General features: G+C 69.2%; 22 protein-coding genes. 9 read left to right on the forward strand and 13 right to left on the reverse strand.

From position 1 onward, the window contains the following. Nucleotides 1-18: 18 nt before the first annotated feature. Nucleotides 19-771: an SDR family oxidoreductase gene (locus tag BMW54_RS15360; RefSeq protein WP_090057693.1), complete on the reverse strand. Its 753-nt coding sequence runs from the start codon at nucleotides 769-771 to the stop codon at nucleotides 19-21. A gap of 113 nt (nucleotides 772-884) precedes the next feature. Here BMW54_RS15360 and BMW54_RS15365 point away from each other — a divergent pair, with 113 nt between their 5' ends. Continuing rightward, the gene (locus BMW54_RS15365; RefSeq protein ID WP_175472890.1) at nucleotides 885-1517 is read left to right on the forward strand and encodes a TetR/AcrR family transcriptional regulator; all 633 of its coding nucleotides are present in this window, start codon (nucleotides 885-887) and stop codon (nucleotides 1515-1517) included. On the opposite strand, the gene BMW54_RS15370 is transcribed toward BMW54_RS15365, so the two are convergent. Further along, nucleotides 1498-2820 (reverse strand): retropepsin-like aspartic protease, encoded by a 1323-nt coding sequence (locus tag BMW54_RS15370; protein ID WP_090057698.1) that lies wholly within the window; start codon nucleotides 2818-2820, stop codon nucleotides 1498-1500. The genes BMW54_RS15365 and BMW54_RS15370 overlap by 20 nt on opposite strands. A 184-nt stretch (nucleotides 2821-3004) precedes the next feature. Here BMW54_RS15370 and BMW54_RS15375 point away from each other — a divergent pair, with 184 nt between their 5' ends. After that, nucleotides 3005-3487 (forward strand): DUF2975 domain-containing protein, encoded by a 483-nt coding sequence (locus BMW54_RS15375; protein WP_175472891.1) that lies wholly within the window; start codon nucleotides 3005-3007, stop codon nucleotides 3485-3487. Nucleotides 3488-3495: 8 nt separating this feature from the next. Beyond that, nucleotides 3496-3735: a helix-turn-helix domain-containing protein gene (locus BMW54_RS15380; RefSeq protein ID WP_090057704.1), complete on the forward strand. Its 240-nt coding sequence runs from the start codon at nucleotides 3496-3498 to the stop codon at nucleotides 3733-3735. 29 nt (nucleotides 3736-3764) lie between these two features. Here BMW54_RS15380 and BMW54_RS15385 read toward each other — a convergent pair whose 3' ends face one another. Both BMW54_RS15385 and BMW54_RS15390 read right to left on the reverse strand, forming a co-directional pair. Beyond that, nucleotides 3765-5264 (reverse strand): YifB family Mg chelatase-like AAA ATPase, encoded by a 1500-nt coding sequence (locus BMW54_RS15385; RefSeq protein WP_090057706.1) that lies wholly within the window; start codon nucleotides 5262-5264, stop codon nucleotides 3765-3767. Nucleotides 5265-5438: 174 nt separating this feature from the next. After that, a complete protein-coding gene (locus tag BMW54_RS15390) occupies nucleotides 5439-5693 on the reverse strand; it encodes an accessory factor UbiK family protein (RefSeq protein WP_090057710.1) in 255 nt (84 codons plus the stop codon). A 180-nt stretch (nucleotides 5694-5873) separates the two neighbouring features. Between BMW54_RS15390 and glnK the strand changes: the two genes are divergently transcribed. Next, entirely contained in the window at nucleotides 5874-6212 is a 339-nt protein-coding gene (gene glnK, locus BMW54_RS15395; protein ID WP_089981492.1) for a P-II family nitrogen regulator, read from the forward strand. An 18-nt stretch (nucleotides 6213-6230) separates the two neighbouring features. Here glnK and BMW54_RS15400 read toward each other — a convergent pair whose 3' ends face one another. Both BMW54_RS15400 and gpmA read right to left on the reverse strand, forming a co-directional pair. Further along, nucleotides 6231-6764 carry a CcdC protein domain-containing protein gene (locus BMW54_RS15400; RefSeq protein WP_090057713.1) on the reverse strand — a complete coding sequence of 178 codons (534 nt, stop codon included), beginning with the start codon at nucleotides 6762-6764 and terminating at the stop codon, nucleotides 6231-6233. A gap of 107 nt (nucleotides 6765-6871) precedes the next feature. Beyond that, complete coding sequence (gene gpmA / locus BMW54_RS15405) at nucleotides 6872-7606, reverse strand: 2,3-diphosphoglycerate-dependent phosphoglycerate mutase (RefSeq protein WP_090057716.1); 735 nt, start codon at nucleotides 7604-7606, stop codon at nucleotides 6872-6874. A 157-nt stretch (nucleotides 7607-7763) separates the two neighbouring features. Between gpmA and BMW54_RS15410 the strand changes: the two genes are divergently transcribed. Continuing rightward, on the forward strand, nucleotides 7764-8417 hold the full coding sequence (locus BMW54_RS15410) for a DUF4097 family beta strand repeat-containing protein (protein ID WP_090057718.1): 654 nt from the start codon (nucleotides 7764-7766) through the stop codon (nucleotides 8415-8417). A gap of 12 nt (nucleotides 8418-8429) precedes the next feature. Here the strand turns inward: BMW54_RS15410 and hemF are convergent, their stop codons facing one another. Then, nucleotides 8430-9332 carry an oxygen-dependent coproporphyrinogen oxidase gene (hemF, locus tag BMW54_RS15415; protein ID WP_090057721.1) on the reverse strand — a complete coding sequence of 301 codons (903 nt, stop codon included), beginning with the start codon at nucleotides 9330-9332 and terminating at the stop codon, nucleotides 8430-8432. Nucleotides 9333-9412: 80 nt separating this feature from the next. Further along, nucleotides 9413-10123, reverse strand: coding sequence for a YdcF family protein (locus BMW54_RS15420; protein WP_090057724.1), 711 nt, complete (start codon nucleotides 10121-10123; stop codon nucleotides 9413-9415). A gap of 114 nt (nucleotides 10124-10237) precedes the next feature. On the opposite strand from BMW54_RS15420, the gene BMW54_RS15425 reads away from it, so the two are divergent. From BMW54_RS15425 to BMW54_RS15440, 4 genes are read left to right on the forward strand one after another with little or no spacing between them, the layout of a single operon-like run. Beyond that, complete coding sequence (locus tag BMW54_RS15425; protein ID WP_175472892.1) at nucleotides 10238-11443, forward strand: beta-ketoacyl-[acyl-carrier-protein] synthase family protein; 1206 nt, start codon at nucleotides 10238-10240, stop codon at nucleotides 11441-11443. Continuing rightward, nucleotides 11440-12240, forward strand: coding sequence for a beta-ketoacyl synthase chain length factor (locus BMW54_RS15430; RefSeq protein ID WP_090057726.1), 801 nt, complete (start codon nucleotides 11440-11442; stop codon nucleotides 12238-12240). Before BMW54_RS15425 ends, BMW54_RS15430 begins: the two co-directional genes overlap by 4 nt. Then, nucleotides 12237-12998, forward strand: a complete 762-nt coding sequence (locus BMW54_RS15435; protein ID WP_090057729.1) for a glycosyltransferase family 2 protein — start codon at nucleotides 12237-12239, stop codon at nucleotides 12996-12998. Before BMW54_RS15430 ends, BMW54_RS15435 begins: the two co-directional genes overlap by 4 nt. Before the next feature lie 31 nt (nucleotides 12999-13029). Further along, on the forward strand, nucleotides 13030-14625 hold the full coding sequence (locus BMW54_RS15440) for an NAD(P)/FAD-dependent oxidoreductase (protein WP_090057731.1): 1596 nt from the start codon (nucleotides 13030-13032) through the stop codon (nucleotides 14623-14625). A 172-nt stretch (nucleotides 14626-14797) separates the two neighbouring features. Here the strand turns inward: BMW54_RS15440 and BMW54_RS15445 are convergent, their stop codons facing one another. From BMW54_RS15445 to BMW54_RS15465, 5 genes are read right to left on the reverse strand one after another with little or no spacing between them, the layout of a single operon-like run. Further along, nucleotides 14798-15232, reverse strand: a complete 435-nt coding sequence (locus BMW54_RS15445) for a hotdog family protein (RefSeq protein ID WP_090057733.1) — start codon at nucleotides 15230-15232, stop codon at nucleotides 14798-14800. After that, nucleotides 15216-17531, reverse strand: a complete 2316-nt coding sequence (locus BMW54_RS15450; RefSeq protein WP_254779396.1) for an MMPL family transporter — start codon at nucleotides 17529-17531, stop codon at nucleotides 15216-15218. Before BMW54_RS15450 ends, BMW54_RS15445 begins: the two co-directional genes overlap by 17 nt. Continuing rightward, on the reverse strand, nucleotides 17528-18175 hold the full coding sequence (locus BMW54_RS15455; RefSeq protein ID WP_090057738.1) for a LolA-related protein: 648 nt from the start codon (nucleotides 18173-18175) through the stop codon (nucleotides 17528-17530). The genes BMW54_RS15450 and BMW54_RS15455 overlap by 4 nt, the downstream gene beginning before the upstream one ends. Beyond that, on the reverse strand, nucleotides 18096-19046 hold the full coding sequence (locus BMW54_RS15460; protein WP_090057741.1) for an LpxL/LpxP family acyltransferase: 951 nt from the start codon (nucleotides 19044-19046) through the stop codon (nucleotides 18096-18098). Before BMW54_RS15460 ends, BMW54_RS15455 begins: the two co-directional genes overlap by 80 nt. Further along, nucleotides 19046-19357, reverse strand: a complete 312-nt coding sequence (locus BMW54_RS15465; protein WP_090057867.1) for an ApeI family dehydratase — start codon at nucleotides 19355-19357, stop codon at nucleotides 19046-19048. The genes BMW54_RS15460 and BMW54_RS15465 overlap by 1 nt, the downstream gene beginning before the upstream one ends. Nucleotides 19358-19372: the final 15 nt, after the last annotated feature.

Raw genomic sequence — 19372 nt, forward strand, 5'->3', positions numbered from 1 at the left:
TTCGATGCTTCCGGACGCTCAGGCGCTGATGCCGCCGTCGACGAGGATGCCGGAGCCCGTGACATAGGCGGCGCCCGGTCCGGCGAGGAAAGCCACGGCCTCGGCGACTTCGCGCGCCTTGCCGTAGCGGGCGATGGAAAGGCTCGGCAGGATCGACGCCGCGAGCGGACCTTCCGCCGGGTTCATGTCGGTATCGATCGGGCCGGGCCGGACGAGATTGACGGTGATGTGGCGCGGACCGAGCTCGCGAGCGAGTCCTCGCGTGAAGCTCTCCATGGCGGACTTGGTCGCCGCGTAGACGGCGATGCCGGGGAATGGCACCGAGAGCCCCGCGTTGCTGCCGATGGTGATGATGCGACCGCCGTCCGGAATGTGGTTGAGCGCCGCCTGGGTGATCACGAACACGCCGCGCACGTTGACGTTCAGCTGCAGGTCCATCTGTTCCAGCGTCAGGTCCGCGAACGCACCCGCCACCAGCACGCCGGCGTTATTAACCAGGACGTCGAGGCCACCGAGTTCCGCGACGGTACGGTGCACCGCGGCGACGGATGCATCCGGACTCGCCGCGTCGGCCTGTATCGCGACGGCCTGGCGCCCGAGGCGACGAATCTCGGCCACCAGCGCCTCGGCCCTGGCGGCCGACTTCTCGTACGTGATCGCGACATCGGCGCCGTCTTCGGCAAGCTTCAGGGCGATGGCCGCGCCGATGCCGCGGGCCGCGCCGGTAACGAGCGCCCGTTTTCCGGCGAGCGGGAGGGTCGAAGAAGTCATGGTCGGGTCCTCTGATTGATTTATGTGTCGATCGATACATAAATCCTACCGGCGTTGTTTTCCGGCCGCAAGCAATTTATGTAATGATCGACAAACAAATCAGGAGCAGGACGATGCCCCGTCAACCGAAGTCCCCCGCCGCGAGGCGCGGCCGCCCCGTCACCTTCGACCGGGACGCCGTGCTCGAACGGGCCATGCGCGTGTTCTGGGCGAAGGGCTTCGCGGCGACGTCCATGAACGACCTCATCGGCGCCATGGAGATCGCCTCGCCCAGCCTCTACGCGGCGTTCGGTTCGAAGGCGGGCCTCTACCGGGCGGCCGTCGATCGCTACGTCGCGCTCCACGCGGACCTCGTATCGGGCGCCATGGCGCTGCCCACCGCGCGCGAGAGCGTCGAGGCGCTGTTGCGAAACGCCGTGACCGTCTTTTCCCGCACCGATTTCCCGAGCGGCTGCATGGTCGAGCAGACGGCGGGCGAGGCGGGCGACCTGCCTCCCGATGTCGAGGCCGGTCTCCGCGCCTTGCGCGAGGCCAACAACGAGAACTTCTCGGCGCGGCTGCGCAAGGGCATCGCCGACGGTGACGTCCCCGCCGGAACCGACATCGCGGCCGTGGCCGCGTTCTACGCCACCGTCTACAGGGGCCTGAGCCTCAGCGCGCGGGGCGGAACGACGACGGACGAACTGCGTTCCGTCGTCGCCTCCGCCATGGCGGCATGGCCGCTGCTCACCGCAGCGCGGTCGTAGACCCGGCCGTGGTCTTGTCGATGCGGAAGCGCATCGACCGGAAGTCGAGCGTGAAGCCGGCGGCGTTCGCCCAGAGATCCTGCCCCAGGATGCCGAACATCGGGGCGCTGCCCACGCCGGCGCGACTGACCGTCTCGACGCGCACGTTCTTCAGCACCACGTCGCCGCCGCCGCCGATGGCGACCTTCCATTCCGGCTGCCTGACCGTGTCGTAGCTGCGCGTTCCTCCCGCGCCCGCCGTCGCATGCTGGGCGTGCGGCCAGTCTTTCGCGCGTGCTTTCACCCTCTTCCAGTACGGATACGTCAGACCGGTCGCGCTGGCACCCGTGTCGAGGATGAAGGGAAGCATGTCCCCCTCAACGCGCAGCAGGACGGCCGGACTCAGGTCGGCCATGAAGAGCGGCGTGCCGTCGTCGACGGCATCGGCCTCCGAACCGATCGCGATCGCCTTGTCGCCGATGAAGCGGATCCGGCCCAGGCCTTGAAAGACGGGGAATCCGAAGGCCGCCGAAATCTGATGCTGGGCCGTCGGCAGCTTCATCATCAGCTGCTCGTCGGGAACGACGAGCACGGCGACGTGACGGAGCGTCGCGCTGCCGAGACGAATCTCGTCGACGACGGCCACCTTGCTCTGGAACGTGGCATCCGTACTACTCGCAAGTCCGTCGATCGCGCCCGTCGCGGAAAGCCCGAGCTGCCTGGCGAAGCTCTCGCTGACGACGGAGTAGTTGGCGCCGGAGTCGAGCATCCACGACCCGCTGACCCCGTTCGCCACGGCCTCCACGTCCAGCGTGCCCAGGGGATTGCGCCGGATGGGCACCTGCGACGGCCCGGAGAAGGTGACGGTCTGCGGCGGCGAGCCGGCCAGCGCGCTTGCCAGCGCCAGGACGCTCTTCACCCCCGGGACGTTCCCGGGCGTGAGTTCGGCACCGTGGTCCTGCAACACGTCGCGCAGGACGCGTGCCTGGTCGGCGTAGGCGTAACTCTTCTGGTAGTCGTCGGCGAGGGCGAACAGCGTATTCAGCGCCAGCGGGGAATGCGCCTGCTCCAGCCGCGGCAGCGCACGCAGCAGATAGCGCTTCGACCCCTCGATGTCGTTCACGCGGTTCGCGGCGACCCCGCGCACGTAATCGGCGGCGGCGGTGTCCGGTAGCGTCGGCAACAGCGCGCTCACCTCGTTCATTCGCCACGCGTCGAGCGCCGCCTCGGCGCGGCGGGTGGGATCGGACTGATGAGCCATGGCACCGAGCGAGCCCGCGCATGCGAGCAAGGCCACGAGGTGCCGGACATTACCTGTTTTCATGAGAAGGAACCTGTCGTCAGGGTCGGGGTTCGCGCCGCAGGGCGGCGCAGCTGAATTCGTCGGGCACGGCGCTACGTCGCACCGACGGTTGCGCTGCCGCCATGCGTTCGGTAATCTTCGTTAAACCGACTTTATTTACTGTAATACAGAAAACAATGGCCGTTCAACAATGAGATCGCAATTCGTGCAACGCCGGGCTCGGCAACTGCGCTGGCTAACGCTCGCGGCGAGCACATTGCTTGTCCTGATGCTGCTCGGCGTATCCGTGGTGTCGGACAACAGCGTGATCCAGGTCACCGGGCAGGCGCTGCCGCGCGCGTGGCGTCTGGTCGCCAGCGGCGTCGTGATCGCGCTGGCCGTGCTGAGTCTGCTATCCCTCGCCACGACGTTACGCGCCGTTGAGGCGGGCGATCCGTTCGGTCGGTCGATGACGCGGAGCTTCCGGCGCTTCGCGCTGCTCTACCTGTTGTCCGTCGTCGCCGACCTGCTCCTGCCGCCGATCATGCAGCTGAGCCTGTTCGTCGCGCATGGAGGGCATGGACTCATCACCGTCGGCTTCGACGACGGGCGCGTGCTCGCCCTCATCGTCGCCGCCCTCCTGTTCTTCATCGCGCGCCTGTTCGACGAGGCACGACGCCTCGAAGACGACAACCGCGGCTTCGTCTGAGACCACGCATGGGAATCGTTGTCCGCCTCGATGTGATGCTGGCACTGCGCAAGGTGCGATCGCGCGACCTCGCCGCCCATGTCGGCATCACCGAGAGCAATCTGTCGCTGTTGAAATCGGGAAAAGTGCGCGGCATCCGGTTCGGCACCCTCGCGGCCATCTGCGAGTACCTGCAATGCCAGCCGGGCGACATCCTCGTCTTCGACCCCGATGCGCCGGAATGGCCGGCGTCGACGTCGGAGGAATAGGTCGACGTTCGCGGTGATCCGAAGATCGGTCAGAAGCGCCTGTAGTGCAGCGCCTCGGCGAGGTGCGACTGCTCGACGCAACCGCTGCCGCCTTCGAGGTCGGCGATGGTGCGGGCGACGCGGAGGATGCGGTGGTAGGCGCGCGCCGATGCGCCGAGCTTGTCGAGGGCGGCTTCGAGCCATTCGCGTTCGTCGGAGAGCAGCGCGCAGTCGCGCTCGAGGTTGACGACGCTGAGTTCGGCGTTCGGTTGCCCTGCCCTCGCCAACGCCTTGTCGCGCGCGTGCATGACGCGCTCGCGCACCGTGGCGCTGTCGTCGTCGTGCGGTCCGCGTGGGGCCGAAAGCTCGGAGATCGGTACGCGCGGCACATGCACGCAGAGGTCGATGCGATCCAGGAGCGGGCCGGAGATGCGTGCGCGGTAGCGCTGTACCTGATCGGGCGTGCAGCGGCACTCGTGGAGCGGGTCGCCGGCGTAGCCGCACGGACAGGGATTCATCGCGGCGACGAGCTGGAACTCCGCCGGAAACGTCGATTGCCGCGCCGCGCGCGAGATGACGATCTGTCCCGACTCGAGCGGCTCGCGCAGGACCTCGAGCACGTGGCGGGTGAACTCGGGCAGTTCGTCGAGGAAGAGCACGCCGTTGTGCGCCAGCGATATCTCGCCCGGGCGCGGCGAGGATCCGCCGCCGACGAGCGCGGCACCGGACGCCGTGTGGTGCGGTGCGCGGAACGGGCGCCGGCGCCAGCAACGCGGATCGATGTCCTCGCCGGACAGGGAGCGCACGGCGCAGCTGGCCAGCGCTTCGGTTTCGCTCATGGGCGGCAGGATGCCCGGCAGGCGCTCGGCCAGCATCGTCTTGCCGGTACCGGGTGGGCCGACGAGGAGGATGTGGTGACCGCCGGCGGCCGCGATTTCCAGCGCGCGACGCGCCTGGTGCTGGCCGCGGATGTCGCGCATGTCCGGGCCGCAGGTCGGCATCTGGTAGAAGTCGGCCGCCGCGGGGCTCGTCAGCTCGGCCTGCCCACGCAGCCAGGCGCAGACCTCGGCCAGGCTTTCGGCCAGGAGGACGTCGCCCTCGCCGATCAGCGCCGCTTCGGCGGCGTTGGCCATCGGGACGACGATGCGCCGGCCGCTACGCCGGGCGCGTATCAGCGCGGGCAGGATGCCGGGCACGGCGCGCAGTTCGCCCGAGAGCGCCAGCTCGCCGAGGAACTCGCAGTCGTCGAGACGTTCGCGCGGCACCTGGGAGCCGGCGGCGAGGATGCCCAGGGCGATCGCGAGATCGAAGCGGCCGCCGTCCTTCGGCAGCTCCGCCGGCGCGAGGTTCACGGTGACGCGCCGGTTCGGGTAGTCGAAGGCGGTGCTCTGGATGGCCACGCGCACGCGGTCGCGCGCCTCCCGCACGGCCGCTTCGGGCAGGCCGACGATGGAGGTGGATGGCAGGCCGCCGGACAGGTGGACCTCGACGACGACCTGCGGCGCGGTGACACCTTCCTGCGCACGAGAGAGGGTGACGGCGAGGCTCATGGCGCCGGGAATCGTAACCGGTAACGGATCGGGCGCCAAAGGGCGCCGACGAGGTGTTCGCGGGCTCCGTTCCGCATACGCACTCCCTTGCGGTCGCTGGGAAAATAACCGCCCCCGACCGCTCTCGGGGTGAGGGTGACGGATCGGGGGCGGTCCCGGGCTGTGCAGCCGTCCTTACTGGCCGCGGTGCGCCGCGCTGATTTCGAGATCGGCGAGGCGCTTTTCCAACTGCTCGAGCCGGTCGCGCGTGCGCGCCAGGACCTGACTCTGTACATCGAATTCTTCGCGGGTTACGAGATCGAGGCGGCGTAGTCCCTGCGCCAGAATATCTTTGAAGTTGGCATGCATATCCTCACGCGCTTGCGCCAACCCTGGCGGAACCAACGATGCCAATCGCTGTGCGAGTTGATCGATACCCTGCACATCCATCTTGCGCACCTCGATGTCGTGGAATGAATTTAGAGTGATGGGATTGTAGGCGCTATAGGTCGTTGCCTACACGTGTTGTAGGGGTTTTCCTACAGACCACCGTATGGACACGATCGGACGGCCGGATGGCACAATGCTCGTCCACGCGCCGGCACCCGGCGCGTCCCCGAGGAGTTCTACATGAAGCTGGTCGTCGCCATCATCAAGCCCTTCAAGCTGGACGACGTCCGCGAGGCCCTTGCCGATGTGGGCGTCCAGGGGGTGACGGTGACCGAGGTGAAGGGTTTCGGCCGGCAGAAAGGCCACACGGAGCTCTATCGCGGCGCCGAGTACGTGGTCGACTTCCTGCCCAAGATCAAGCTCGAGGTCGCCGTGGCCGACGATCAGATCGAACGCGTCGTCGAAGCGATCCAGCAGGCGGCCCGTACGGGCAAGATCGGCGACGGCAAGATCTTCGTCAGTCCGCTGGAGCAGGTGGTGCGCATCCGTACCGGCGAACTGGACAACGACGCCCTCTGACGGACGCCGTCGCGCCGGTCAGGCCGGCTGCGCCTGGGAGCGCAGGAAGCGGCGATGGTGGACGAGGATGCCCGCGTAGTAGGCGAGGTAATAGCCGAGCGTGAGGCCGATCACGGCCATCGTCAGCGGGCTGTTGCCGGGAGCCGGTCCATGCGCCGCGGCGACCGTGCCACCGGCCAGCGCGGGAGCGAACATCAGGAAGCGCCAGGCGAGCCGCCCCACCAGCAGCGCGGTCAGCGCGCCGCCCATCCAGGGGTTCGGGATGTAGAAGTCGGTGCCGCCGGCGCCTGCCTCGAAGCGCGTCAGGCGCAGGCCGACGAAGGTGGCGAGCGCCGCGCCCGTGAGGGCTCCCCCGAGAACGCCCTCGGCCAGACGGATGTCCTGCAGCCCCGAGAGCATCGCGAGGCCGATCACCACGGCGAAGATCCCGATGCGGACCTTCATCCGCGTCGTCCGGATCGGCTGCCGCCCGAAGCTGCCGCGGACGCGGCGGTAGACGGCGAAGGCCATGAGCGGGGCGACGAGCAGCGGGAGGGCGGAGGGGGCGAGCATGGCGATGGCCTCGTGGACGGCGTGGTGCCAGATTCGCGCGAACCGCCCTTCGGTACGAGGGGCGGTTGTGAGGCATCGGGGATGACGGATGTCACCCCGCCCTGCGATTACTTCGCCTTGCCCTGGTTGGCCACGGCGGCCATCTTCGCCTCGATTTCCGCCTGGTCGCCCAGGTAGTAGTGCTTCACCGGCTTCAGCTCGGCGTCGAATTCGTAGACGAGCGGGATGCCGTTGGGGATGTTGAGGTCGGCGATGTCGTCGTCGGAGATGTCGTCGAAGAACTTCACCAGCGCGCGCATGGAATTGCCGTGGGCCGCCATGACGACGTTCTTGCCCGACCGGATCGCCGGCGCCAGCACCTCGTGCCAGTACGGGAGCACACGGGCCACGGTGTCCTTGAGGCACTCGGTCAGCGGCACGTCGATGCCCTCGTAGCGCGCGTCGTCCGCGAACGACTTCGCGCCGGCCTCCAGCGCCGGCGGCGGCGTGTCGTAGCTGCGACGCCAGATGTGCACCTGCTCGTTGCCGTACTTCGCGGCCGTCTCGGCCTTGTTGAGGCCGGTCAGCGCGCCGTAGTGACGCTCGTTGAGGCGCCAGTCGGTCACCACCGGCACCCACATCAGGTCCATCTCGTCCTGCACGTGCCACAGCGTGCGCACGGCGCGCTTCAGGTACGACGTGTGGGCCAGGTCGAAGGTGAAGCCGGCTTCCTTCAGGAGACGGCCGGCCTCGCGGGCTTCGGCGATACCCTGCTCGCTGAGGTCGACGTCGGCCCAGCCGCTGAAGCGGTTTTCGAGGTTCCAGGCCGACTGGCCGTGGCGAATCATGACGAGCTTGTACATGGCGTTCGTTTCGATACGAGGGAAAAAGCCATGGTGGGGCGAGGGGTCGGTCGCGTCAACTTGGCTGCCTCCGGCCTGGCCCCCTGCCGTCAGTCACGCTAAACCTTGCGCCGGAGGGGTGCATCCTAGGGGCTCAGTCACCCGTGGAGTCCGACCCATGCGCCGCACGCTTCTCTCGATCCTCATCGCCCTGTCCGTCTCCGGCGCCGCCTTCGCGGACGATGGCGATGTCAGCAAGGTCAACGGCACCGCCTCGGTCGAGGCCGGCCAGCGGGCCGGCGACGTCAGTTCAGTGAACGGCTCCGTTCGTATCGGCGACCGTGCCATCGTGAAGGAAGCCAGCACCGTGAACGGCGCCGTCGAGCTGGGCGAAGGCGCGTCGGCCACCAAGGCGGAGACGGTCAACGGCGCGGTGACGCTGCACGAGAAGGCCCAGGTCTCGGGCACGGTGGAAACGGTCAACGGCCGTCTGAAGCTGGAGAAGGGCGCCGACGTAAAGGGCCAGCTGTCGAACGTCAACGGTGACATCACCGTCGAGGGCGCGTACGTCGGCGGCGGGATCGAGACGACCAACTCGGACATCACCATCGGCGAGGGCGCGCGTATCGATGGCGGCATCGTCGTCAAGAAGCCGAGCATGAGCTGGTTCAACGGCAACAGCCGCGTGCCCAGGGTGGTGATCGGTCCGCATGCCGTCGTGCAGGGCACGCTCCGGTTCGAACGCGAGGTCGAGCTCTACGTCAGCGACTCGGCCACCGTCGGCCGCATCGATGGCGCGACCGCGAAGAAGTTCTCGGGCGCCTCGCCCTGATCGGCGTTTGCCTCACAGCCACTCGCGCGGCTTGAGGTATTCGGACAGCTTCGCCTCGGGGCTGTCCGGTTCCGGGGTGTAGGCGTATTCGAAGCGCACGCGGGGCGGCAGGCTCATCAGGATCGACTCGGTGCGCCCGCCGGACTGCAGCCCGAAGAGGGTGCCGCGGTCGTAGACGAGGTTGAACTCCACGTAGCGGCCACGGCGGTACAGCTGGAACTCCCGCTCGCGTTCGCCGTAGCGCATGTCGCGACGACGCTCGACGATAGGCAGGTAGGCCTCGAGGAATCCGTCGCCGACGTCGCGGGTGAAGTCGAGGCAGCGGTCGAAGCCGCCTTCGTTGACGTCGTCGTAGAAAAGCCCGCCCACGCCGCGCGTCTCGCCACGGTGCTTCAGGTAGAAGTACTCGTCGCACCAGCGCTTGTAGCGGTCGTAGACGTCGTCGCCGTAAGGCTCGCAGAGGTCCCTCGCCACACGGTGCCAGTGACGCACGTCCTCGTCGAACGGGTAGTACGGGGTCAGGTCGAAACCGCCGCCGAACCACCAGACGGGCTCCACGCCTTCCTTCGAGGCTTCGAAGTACCGCACGTTGGCGTGTGTGGTCGGGATGTACGGGTTGCGCGGATGCAGCACCAGCGAAACCCCGGTCGCCACGAAGCTGCCGCCGACGAGATCGGGCCGGTGCGCCGTGGCACTCGGCGGCAACGGCGATCCCGACACCCGCGAGAAATTGACGCCCGCCTGCTCGAAGATGCCGCCGTCGCGAAGGACGCGGGTGCGTCCGCCACCGCCTGCGGGACGGGTCCACGCGTCTTCCTCGAACCGCGCCTTGCCGTCGATGGACTCGATGGCGGCGCAGATCCGGTCCTGGAGTCCGCGCAGGTAGGCTTCGGCGAGATCGGCTTGGTCGGACATGGGCGGCGCCGCTTCGTAAGGGAACTGGCGGGGAGCTTAGCAAGTGGACGCGGCGGCACCGCTGCGGCAAGCCGCCACGGTCAGGTGATGCGCGCCGCCATCCGATGGTTGCCCGTGACCGCGGCCCAGCGCATGCCCGTGTCGATCCACATCAGATACCCGGCCTCCATCGCGAGACGGATCGCGTAGCGCGGGGTCCACGGAACATGCGGTTCGGCGGCGACCGGCCCGGCGTCGAAACCCAGCCGCCGGGCGAGGTACAGGCATCGCGCCAGGTGGTAGCGGCTGGTCACGAGCCACACCGGCGGCAACGGGTCGTCGTCGCGCTCGCGCAGCAGCACGCGCGCATGGCGCAGGTTCTCCAGCGAGTCGATCGACATCTGTTCCAGCGCCAGCGGCACCGCCCGCGGCCAGCCTTCGCCCAGCAGCCAGCGCCGCCCCGCCTCGGCCTCGCTTACCGACCCGCCGCTGAAACCGCCGAGGAGATAGACCCGCGAGGCGAGACCCGCCAGCGCATCGTCCCGCGCGCGTGCCAGACGCTGGCGAAAATCGGCCTCGGGCCGGTCGTCCACCAGACGGCGGCCGAACACCAGCAACGTGCGGCGTGACGGCGCGCTCGCCGGGCTACGCGTGGCCAGCCACACCACCCGGGCGACATGGGCCACGTAGAGCAGTCCGGCCGTGGCGGCGAACGCGATCGCGGTGACGAACGCCGCCACGAGGATGTCGCGGTCGCTGAGGTATCGCCATACGCCTCGGCGCAGGATTTTCGGTGCCTGGATACCGGACATCGCTCGGGTCCGCGGGAAGACGCGCAGTCTGCGTACTGTCGCTCCGGGGTGCAATCGCTGAACGACGATTTGCGTTCACGCGACGCTATCGAGCAAAAAGGATAGGCTCGCGGCATGCCCCATCCCATGCCTCCTCTCGCCATCCGCGCGTACACCGCCACATCCGCCCTCGGCCGGGGGCTCAGCGCCCACGCAGACGCCCTCGCCGCCTCGCGCGGTGGCCTCGCCCCGAACGACTTCAGCGTCGCCCCGCTCGCGTGCTGGATCGGCCGCGTCGCCGGGGTCGAGGACGAACCGCTGCCCGCCCGCTTCGCCGAGTGGGAATGCCGCAACAACCGCCTCGCCTGGCTGGCTCTTCAGCAGGACGGCTTCGCCGACGCGGTCCACGCCGCGCGCGAACGCTACGGCTCGGCACGCGTGGCCGTGCTGCTCGGCACGTCCACCGCGAGCATCGGCTCCACCGAGGAAGGCTACCGCCGCCTCGAGGACGGCCGGATGCCGGCCGACCTGCATCGGTCGGTCATCCACACGCCGCATTCGCTGGCGGGTTTCGTCGCCGCCGCGTTCGATCTGGACGGCCCCTGCCTCACGGTGGCCACCGCCTGTTCGTCGAGCGCGAAGGTCTTCGCCAACGCCGAACGCATGATCCGCCTCGGCCTCATCGACGCCGCCGTGGTCGGCGGCACCGACACCCTCTGCGACAGCGTGCTCTTCGGCTTCAACGCGCTGGAGCTCGTGTCGCCCGAACCGTGCCGTCCCTTCGACGCGCGGCGCAGCGGCATCTCCATCGGCGAAGCCGCCGGCTTCGCGCTGCTCGAGCGCGTCGTCGGCGACGACGACGATGCGCCGCTGCTGATCGGTTACGGCGAGGCGAGCGACGCGCACCACATGTCGACGCCGCATCCCGAAGGCCTCGGCGCCGAGCTCGCCCTCCGCGACGCGCTGGCGCGCGCGGGCATCGAGCCGGGCGACGTCGATTACATCAATCTGCACGGCACGGCGAGCCAGAAGAACGACGAGGTGGAGGCGGCCCTGGTCGCCCGCGCGTTCCCGGCGTCCACACGGGCGAGCTCGACCAAGGGCTTCACCGGGCACACGCTCGGCGCCGCCGGCATCCTGGAGACGGCGATCACCCTGCTCGCGATGCGCGACGGCAGCGTGCCGGGCAACCTCGGCGCCGACGCGCCCGATCCACTCTGCGGGCCGCAGATGGCATGGACGCGCGAGGAGCGCGACATCCGCGTCGCCCTGAGCAACTCGTTCGGCTTCGGCGGCAACAACGCCTGCCTCGCCTTCGCCCGCGCGGGGTATCTCGCATGAGCGCGGCACTCTCCGTCTGGGTCGGCGGCATCGGCCTGTGGGCGCCCGGCGCCGGCGACTGGCACGCCTTCCGCGAGATCGTGAGCGGCGCCGCGACGCCTGGCGAAACGGCACGGCCCGCTGCGGACGTGCTGCCACCCAACGAACGCCGTCGCGCGCCCGAGAGCGTGCTGCTGGCGGCGGCCGCCGCCGGCCAGGCCGTCCGCATGAGCGGCCGCGAGGCCGACGCGCTGCCGTGCGTCTTCGCATCCGCGCACGGCGACCAGGTGATCACCGACTACATGTGCCAGACGCTGGCCACCGCGCCGGCCGAGCTTTCGCCCACGAAGTTCCACAACTCGGTGCACAACGCGCCTGCCGGTTACTGGACGATCGCCACGCACTGCCATGCGAGTTCGAGCGCCGTCTCCGGCGGCGAGTACGCCTTCGGCGCGGGCCTGCTGGAAGCCGCGACGCTGGCGGTCGCCGACGATCGCGACGTGCTCCTGGCCAGCTACGACATCGCGGGCAGCGGACCGCTCGGCGAGATGACCACGACCACCGGCCCGTTCGCCGTCGCGCTCGTGCTTTCGCCACGCGCCGATGGCGCGGCCGTCCGGCTCGACATCACGCCCGAGCCCGGCAACAGCGGCAGCGAGCCGTTGGGTGACGCATGGCTCGACGGCATCGCCGCCAGCAACCCGTCGGCCCGCGCGATACCGTTGATGCGCGCGCTGGCGTTGACGCGCCCGACGGCGCTCCGCGTCGCGGCCGCCCAAGGCCTCGATCTGCACATCGATGTCGGAGTCGCAGGATGAGCGCCGCGACCCCTCGCTATTGCATCCTGATTCCCTGCCTCAACGAGGAACGGGCCATCGGGCGCGTGGTCGGCGAGGCGGTGGCGCTCGGCCTCCCGGTGATCGTGGTGGACGACGGATCGGACGATGGCACACCGGCGATCGTTCGCTCTCTTCCCGTGACGCTGCTTCGCCACGACACGCGGCGAGGCAAGGGCGAAGCGCTGCGCACGGGCTTTCGCGAGGTCATCCGCCAAGGCTACGACGGCGTGGTCACCATGGACGGCGACGGCCAGCACCTCGCTTCCGACATACCCGCCATCCTCGCCGCGGCCGAGCGGCATCCCGGGAGCATCGTCATCGGCGCGCGGCTGCTGGAACGCGAGCAGCAGCCCAACGGGCGGCGCCGCGCGAACGCGGTCGCCGACTGGGGCATCTCGTGGGCATGCGGGCGCCCCGTCGCGGACACGCAGAGCGGCCAGCGTTTCTATCCACGCGCGGTGCTCGATCTCGTCGACGTGCCCGCGGAGCATTTCGTCTTCGAGGCCGCCGTCCTGATCACCGCCTGCCGCGAGCGCGGCATCGGCGTCGTTTCCGTGCCGATCGCCTCGCGCTACCAGGGCGACTTCCGCATGAGCCACTTCAAGCCGGTGCGCGACGTGTCGCGCATCACCCTCTACACGATCGGCCGCATTTTTCATTACGGGAGCGTGGTGGGCAGTTACCGCCGTTCGCTCGGCGCGCCGACGATCATCGGTGGCGGCCGCAACGGCCACTGATCCGGACCAATCGCAGCAGGGGTTGCATCGAATGGATGGGAAGACGCACGACGCGGTGGTACTTGGCGGTGGACTCGCGGGGCTCTCCCTCGCGATGCAGCTCAAGGGCGCGTATCCGGACATGGATATCGTCGTGCTCGAACGCCAGGGCCGTCCCCTGCCCGAGGCCGCGCACAAGGTCGGCGAGTCGACCGTCGAGATCGCCGCGCATTACTTCGCCGACGTGATCGGCCTGCGCGACCATCTCGAAACCCGGCACATCCGCAAGTTCGGCTTCCGCTTCTTCTTCTCCGAGGGCCTCGACGACATCGCCGACGTCACCGAGCTCGGCGTCAGCGCGGTGCTTCCCACGCCCAGCTACCAGATCGACCGCGGCATCCTCGAGAACTTCCTCGGCGACGAAGCCCGACGTCGCGGGATCGATTTCCGCGAAGGCGTGACCGTGCGCGGCTTCGACGTGGGCCCAGGCGAGGCCGACCATACGATCCGCGTGTCGACCGCCGAGGGCGACGACGTGCTTCGCGCCCGCTGGCTGCTCGACGCCTCGGGCCGTGCAGGGCTGATGCGGCGCAAGCTCGACCTCACGCGCGACAACGGTCACCACGCGAACGCCGTGTGGTTCCGCATCGACGACCGCCTCGCGATCGACGACTGGTGCGACGACGCCGAATGGAAGGACCGTTGCCATCCGCCCGAACGCTGGCGTTCCACGAACCATCTCGTCGGCCCGGGCTATTGGGTATGGCTGATTCCCCTGGCTTCGGGCGCGCATTCGGTTGGCATCGTCGCGGACGCCGCGATGCATCCGCTCGAAGGCATGAAGACGTTCGACCTCGCGCTGGAATGGATGCGCGAACATCAGCCACTGGTCGCGCGGCACGTCGAATCGCGGCGCGAGAAGCTGCTCGACTTCGCCTTCTTCCGCCACTTCTCGTACGGCTGCTCGCGGATGTTCTCGCCGGACCGCTGGGCGCTCACGGGCGAAGCGGGTGCGTTCCTCGACCCGTTCTATTCGCCCGGCAGCGACTTCATCGCGATCGCGAACACGTACATCACGCTGCTGGTCGGACTCGATCGCCGTGGCGAGAAACTCGCGCCCCACGCGCGCCACTACGAACGGCTGTTCTTCTCGTTCTACGAAGGCACGCTGCGCATGTACCGCGGGCAGTACAACCTGTTCGGCGATCCCGAGGTGCTTCCGGTCAAGGTGATCTGGGATTACGCGTACTACTGGGGCGTCCTCTGCCAGATCGTGTTCCAGGGCCGCCTCGGCGACTCGGATTTCATCGCGCGCATGGGGCCGGAGTTCGCGGAGGCCACCGAGCTCAACACGACGATGCAGGCGTTCTTCCAGCGCTGGCACGAGGTGTCGGAACGACGCAACCCGCGCGCGATGCTCGACCAGCGCGACCTGGCCTGGTTCGCCGACATGAACGGCACGCTCCACGACCGCCTCGACGACGAGGCGCTGGTCGCGCGCCTGCGACGCAACGTGGGCATGATGCGCGCGCTGGCGGCGACGATCGTCGAACGTGCCGCGGTGGATCATCCTGCCGTGCGCGAGGGGTATGGGCATCTCGCGGACACGGAGTCGGAGCGGATGGCGCTGTTTCCCGCGGTGGCCTGATACGTCGCCGCGCCGGGCCCGCTGCCGCGGGATCGCCGATACGATCGGCTCCCACCCTGCGCCAGCGTCGCGATCCATGAGACGCCCTGCGGCCACACTGTTCTCCGTCGGTCCGGAGGGTGGCGGTCAGGCTCCTCATCAGTCACCTTTCAAGCCCCTCCGGGCCGGCGATTCACCCTTCGGGATGGATCACCGCGGCGCGGCCGGAGGCGATTTCCCGGCCTTCGTGAAGGATGCGGAACGCGTACTGCGCGCCGGAGGCATCGGCGATGAGGCATTCGGCGTGCACGTCGAGCGCGCCTTCCAGCGTATCGACGCGATCCACCGCCAGCTTCACGCCGCGCAGGCTCACGAGCATGCCGGGACGCGGCGCCGTGCGGGCCTCGTCGCGACCACGCAAGGCGCCATGCACGGCCATCGCCTGCGCACCGTATTCCGCGAGGTGCACCGCGTGCATGCCGCCGGCGCCACGAAGCGGGTGCGCGGCGAGCACGTGGCTCGTGCTGCGCGCATGGATGGATCCCTCGTCCCATGCCACGACGGCATCCAGCAGGCACATGTCGCCGGCATGCGGGATGAGATCGACGAAGTCAGTCTTTGCGAGCATGCGGGGCCATGAGGATCGACAGGCAGAAATGGAAGCCGACGCCGAGCGCCACCGTGAGGCCGATGGCGCGCAACACGGGGATCGAGGACCACGCCAGCATGCCGAACACCAGCAGGGCCGCGATCACGCAGACCACGGTGGCGTGCAACGTGCGCCGTTGCTCCGCCGGATCGCCGGTGTCGCGCTCGAAGAACAGCGCGTAATGCAGTCCCAGACCGGCGGCGAGGATCAGCGCCACGAGGTGGAACAGCGAAATCGGAATGCCGAGCATGCGCTCGACGGCGAGCACGAGGAACGTGGCCAGCGTCATCGGCGCCAGCACGTGCCACGCGCGTCGCACGCTGCGCAGCGCGAGCGTGATCGTGAGGAAGAGCAACGCCGTGGCGGCCAGCACGGCGTGGAGAATGCGCGTGCGGTACGCCACGACCAGCGATTCCGACGCGTCCTTCAGGTCGAGCAGGCGCGCGTCGACGCCGGCCGATGCGACGGCGGCGGCCACGGCGGACGCGTCGTGCACGCCGCTCAGCGTGGACAAACCGACCCAGTGACCGTCGCGGTGCGCGAGCATCGACGCGATGCGCTGGCCCAGGGGCGAACGGGCGAACATCTCCGGCGTCAGCAACGCGGCGTGGCGTGCCGTTTCGACGTCGTCCTCGAACGGCGCGAACAGGTCCTTGCGGAACGGCATGCCGTCGAGCGCGGCGTCGAGGCTCGCGTCGAGGGTGGCGCGGTCGGGAAGCTTCGCCTGGCGCGCGCGCTGGGTCGCGAGATCGGGCAGGTAGATCGAGGCCAGCTCGAACCCGTCGAGGTGCTTCGCCGCGACCTGCTCGCGCAACCGTGGCTCGAGCGCCGCCGAGGCGCGGAGCACGCCGTCGGCATCCGGTGCCTGCACGACGAGCAGATAGCGCACGTCGGGCGCGCCGAGTTCACCGCGCAGCTGCGCGTCCCTCATCAGCAGGTCGCGCGGAAGCGGCGTCAGCGCGGAAAGATCGTTCTGCCAGAACGGACCCGGCGCGAAGAACAGCATCGCCAGCACGGCGGCGACGATCGGCAACGGTAGCCAGCGCGGTCGTGGCAACGCGTCGAGCCAGTCGCGGAACGACGCGAGCCACGGCATGCCGGACACGTCGCGCGCGCGCTCCGGCAGCACGTACGGCAGCATGTAGCGGGTGCTGAAGCCCGCGGCGAGCAATCCTGCGATGGTGAACACCGCCAGCTGCTTCAGGCCGCCGACGCCGGATGCGTAGAACGCGAGGTAGGCGATGCACGCCGAGGCGATCGCCGTGAGCAGCAGGGGCCACAGGCCGCGCACGGCGGCGACGGCCGATTCGCCCGCGCGGCGATGGCTCAGCAGCCGGATGGGGTATTCCTGCGCCACGCCGAGCAGCGTGAAGCCGAACGCGAGCGTGATGCCGTGGACCTCCGGGAAGCTCAGCGTCAGCGCCACGATGCCGACCAGCGCACCGGTCGCCACCGGCAGCGCGCCGAGTAGCAGCGCACCGATGCTGCGGTAGGCCACGAGCATCAGCACGATGAAGCCGATGGTCGAGATACGGCCGATCCAGTCGGCCTGGTCGCGTGTCTGGGCGTTCACCAGCACGGTGAAGTAGCCGGGTCCGCTGATCGTGAGGTGGGAGCCGCCGCTGCCGGGCAGCGCGGCGAATGCGGCGCGCAGCCGGCCGATCGCGGCCTCCTGCGCGCCCGGATCGAAACCCGCGCCACGCGTCTGCGCGAGCAGCAGCGCCTCGCCCTTCGACGAGAACCACACGCCTTCGCGAACCTCGGGCGAGCGCGCCGGCGTCCAGCGCTCCGCGAGCTTCAGTGTTTCGAGCGTGGGATCGCGCGGCAGCAGGCCTTTCAGCAGCGTCGCGGCGGGTGAACCGAGGTCGTCGAGGCGTTGCTGCAGTTCGTCCGCGAGGTACGTTTCGTCAAGCGCGCCGTGATCGAGCGTCGGCGAGAGCAGGAACCGGTACGGCAGCAGCGAACTGTCGAGCATGCCGAGGTCGAAGTCGCCGTTGACGACCTGGGTGAAGCCGTCGTCCTTGCGCAGCGCCGACGCGAGGCCGCGGCTGAGCGCCGCCTTGGTCGCGTCGTCGCCGCCGTCGATGGCGACGAGCAGCAGTCGCGAGCCCGGGCCCTCACCCACCTGGTCCATCAACAGTTTCTGATCGGGCGTCGTCGGCGCGGGCATGAAGCTGCGCAGGTCGGTGCCGACCTTCAGGTGCGTGGCGACGACCGCGCCGAGCAGCGCGAGCGCGACGAGCCAGCCGATGAGGATGCCGAGGCGACGCCCCCTCACATCGCGCCGCCGCACTGGGCGATCAGGCCTTCGCGAGTCGGCGCCGCGGGCATGCTCCCGGCGAGCTCGCCGAGGAGATCGATGGACATGTCGCCATCGGCGTCGTCCATCCGCATGCAGCGCGCGACCGTGCCGCTGCCATAGACCTGGATGCGCGCGATCTGCTTCGCGACGCGCGCGTCGCGCGGCGTCAGCGTGAGCGCCCAGCGATCCGCGTCACGACCAAGGGTGACGTCGAACGACTGGGACAACCGCGACGGATCGCCGGCGAGCAGCGCGACGAAGCTGTCGAGCAGCACCTTGAGCTGCGGCGCGCGATTGAGGGAGAAGCTGCGCGGCTTCTTGCCTTCGCGCTCCTGCGTCACCTCGCCGTCGGCGATCGTGGAGACCTCCTTCGCCGGCTTCTCGACGCGACGCTCCAGCTTGTCGCCACCCAGCCAGCCGAGTTCGCCGGAAACCACCAGAGGCTTGTCCAGCACGCGCATGAAGCGCGCCTCGGCGAACGGCGTGCGTGCCGGCGCCGGCCGGTGCAGGCTGGCGATCAGCGCGTTCGCGTCGTCGGCATCAGGCGTCGGAGTGGCGAGGGAGGCGAGCGGAAGCAGCAGGCTCGTCAGCAGCAGGACCCATTTCTTGCCAGAAGTCATAGAAATTGAACCAGTTGAAGGGATAGACGCGTGCGTAGTGTTCCACGCGGGCCGCGTAACGGGCGACGATGTCTTCGAGCACGGCCTTGCGCTGGGCGCGCGGGATCTCGATGCCATCGGAGAAGGCCTCGAAGATCAGCCGGTAGCGATTGCCGCCGAGGTAGATGCCCATGCACAGCACCACCGGAATCTTCAGCGCGGACGCCAGCAGCCAGGGGCCGACCGGGAAAGGCGCCGGTTTGCCGAGGAACGGCACATCGAGCGTCGCCTCGCCCGCATGCCCGCGATCCGCCAGCAGCGCCACCATGCCGCCCTGCGCCGCACCCTCGGCCATCGCCAGGGCGACGGACGCGCCACCCAGCGAGGCGTCGATGACCGCGGCGCCGACGTCCGGCGCGAGCGCTTCGAGCACCGTCGTGAGCGCGGGCGTCTTCTGCTTGTCGAGCACCACGCGCAGCGGCACGTCGGGGCGGCGCGCGCCGAGCGCGCGCAGGGCCTCGAAACTGCCCTGGTGCGAGCCGATCAGGAGCACGCCACGGCCGGCGTCGATGCAGCGGTCGAGCTCGGCGAGGCCTTCGACCTCGACCCGGAAGTCCTTCTCGCCACGCGCGAGGAAGAACATCCGGTCGAGCAGCGTCGCGGCGAACATGTGGATGTGCCGGAACACGTCGCGTCCGGTCACGGGACGGCCGAGCACGCGCGAGAGGTAGAGCCGCGACGCGGCGCGCTCGTGCGCGCGGCGCAGGAAGAAATACAGGGTGATCGGATAGAGCAGCAGCCGCGCGACCGACCGGCCGAGCACCAGGGCGATCGTGCGGATCGTCCAGATGGCGAACATGCCGCCGCCTTCGCGCTGCTTCCAGTGGCTCATCAGCCGGCCTCGAACGTGCCGCGCACGAGCGTCTCGCCGGCACGCCGCACCGTGAAGCGGACGCGGCCGGCGTCCTGGGCGACGAGCTCGACCTCGGCGTCCTCGCCCGGCAGCAGCGGCGCGAGAAATTTCGCGTCGACGACCTGGCGGATGCCGACGCCACGCCATTCACGCAGCGCGGCGGCCGCTTCCTCGAGCAGCAGGACGCCCGCGACGATCGGACGGCCGGGAAAGTGACCGGCGAAGCTCGGGTGCGCGGCGTCGAAGCGCAGCGGACGCACGAAGGATGCGGTGTCGACGGATTCGGTCATCGGCATCTACGGCCC

Source organism: Luteibacter sp. 329MFSha (genome assembly GCF_900111665.1).
Lineage (GTDB): Bacteria > Pseudomonadota > Gammaproteobacteria > Xanthomonadales > Rhodanobacteraceae > Luteibacter.

Bases quoted from the DNA above. Each gene is read 5' to 3' on its own strand.
- BMW54_RS15360 (WP_090057693.1), bottom strand. From the start codon at position 771: ATGACTTCTTCGACCCTCCCGCTCGCCGGAAAACGGGCGCTCGTTACC.
- BMW54_RS15365 (WP_175472890.1), top strand. From the start codon at position 885: ATGCCCCGTCAACCGAAGTCCCCCGCCGCGAGGCGCGGCCGCCCCGTC.
- BMW54_RS15370 (WP_090057698.1), bottom strand. From the start codon at position 2,820: ATGAAAACAGGTAATGTCCGGCACCTCGTGGCCTTGCTCGCATGCGCG.
- BMW54_RS15380 (WP_090057704.1), top strand. From the start codon at position 3,496: ATGGGAATCGTTGTCCGCCTCGATGTGATGCTGGCACTGCGCAAGGTG.
- BMW54_RS15385 (WP_090057706.1), bottom strand. From the start codon at position 5,264: ATGAGCCTCGCCGTCACCCTCTCTCGTGCGCAGGAAGGTGTCACCGCG.
- BMW54_RS15390 (WP_090057710.1), bottom strand. From the start codon at position 5,693: ATGGATGTGCAGGGTATCGATCAACTCGCACAGCGATTGGCATCGTTG.
- glnK (WP_089981492.1), top strand. From the start codon at position 5,874: ATGAAGCTGGTCGTCGCCATCATCAAGCCCTTCAAGCTGGACGACGTC.
- BMW54_RS15400 (WP_090057713.1), bottom strand. From the start codon at position 6,764: ATGCTCGCCCCCTCCGCCCTCCCGCTGCTCGTCGCCCCGCTCATGGCC.
- gpmA (WP_090057716.1), bottom strand. From the start codon at position 7,606: ATGTACAAGCTCGTCATGATTCGCCACGGCCAGTCGGCCTGGAACCTC.
- BMW54_RS15410 (WP_090057718.1), top strand. From the start codon at position 7,764: ATGCGCCGCACGCTTCTCTCGATCCTCATCGCCCTGTCCGTCTCCGGC.
- hemF (WP_090057721.1), bottom strand. From the start codon at position 9,332: ATGTCCGACCAAGCCGATCTCGCCGAAGCCTACCTGCGCGGACTCCAG.
- BMW54_RS15420 (WP_090057724.1), bottom strand. From the start codon at position 10,123: ATGTCCGGTATCCAGGCACCGAAAATCCTGCGCCGAGGCGTATGGCGA.
- BMW54_RS15425 (WP_175472892.1), top strand. From the start codon at position 10,238: ATGCCCCATCCCATGCCTCCTCTCGCCATCCGCGCGTACACCGCCACA.
- BMW54_RS15430 (WP_090057726.1), top strand. From the start codon at position 11,440: ATGAGCGCGGCACTCTCCGTCTGGGTCGGCGGCATCGGCCTGTGGGCG.
- BMW54_RS15435 (WP_090057729.1), top strand. From the start codon at position 12,237: ATGAGCGCCGCGACCCCTCGCTATTGCATCCTGATTCCCTGCCTCAAC.
- BMW54_RS15440 (WP_090057731.1), top strand. From the start codon at position 13,030: ATGGATGGGAAGACGCACGACGCGGTGGTACTTGGCGGTGGACTCGCG.
- BMW54_RS15445 (WP_090057733.1), bottom strand. From the start codon at position 15,232: ATGCTCGCAAAGACTGACTTCGTCGATCTCATCCCGCATGCCGGCGAC.
- BMW54_RS15455 (WP_090057738.1), bottom strand. From the start codon at position 18,175: ATGACTTCTGGCAAGAAATGGGTCCTGCTGCTGACGAGCCTGCTGCTT.
- BMW54_RS15460 (WP_090057741.1), bottom strand. From the start codon at position 19,046: ATGAGCCACTGGAAGCAGCGCGAAGGCGGCGGCATGTTCGCCATCTGG.
- BMW54_RS15465 (WP_090057867.1), bottom strand. From the start codon at position 19,357: ATGACCGAATCCGTCGACACCGCATCCTTCGTGCGTCCGCTGCGCTTC.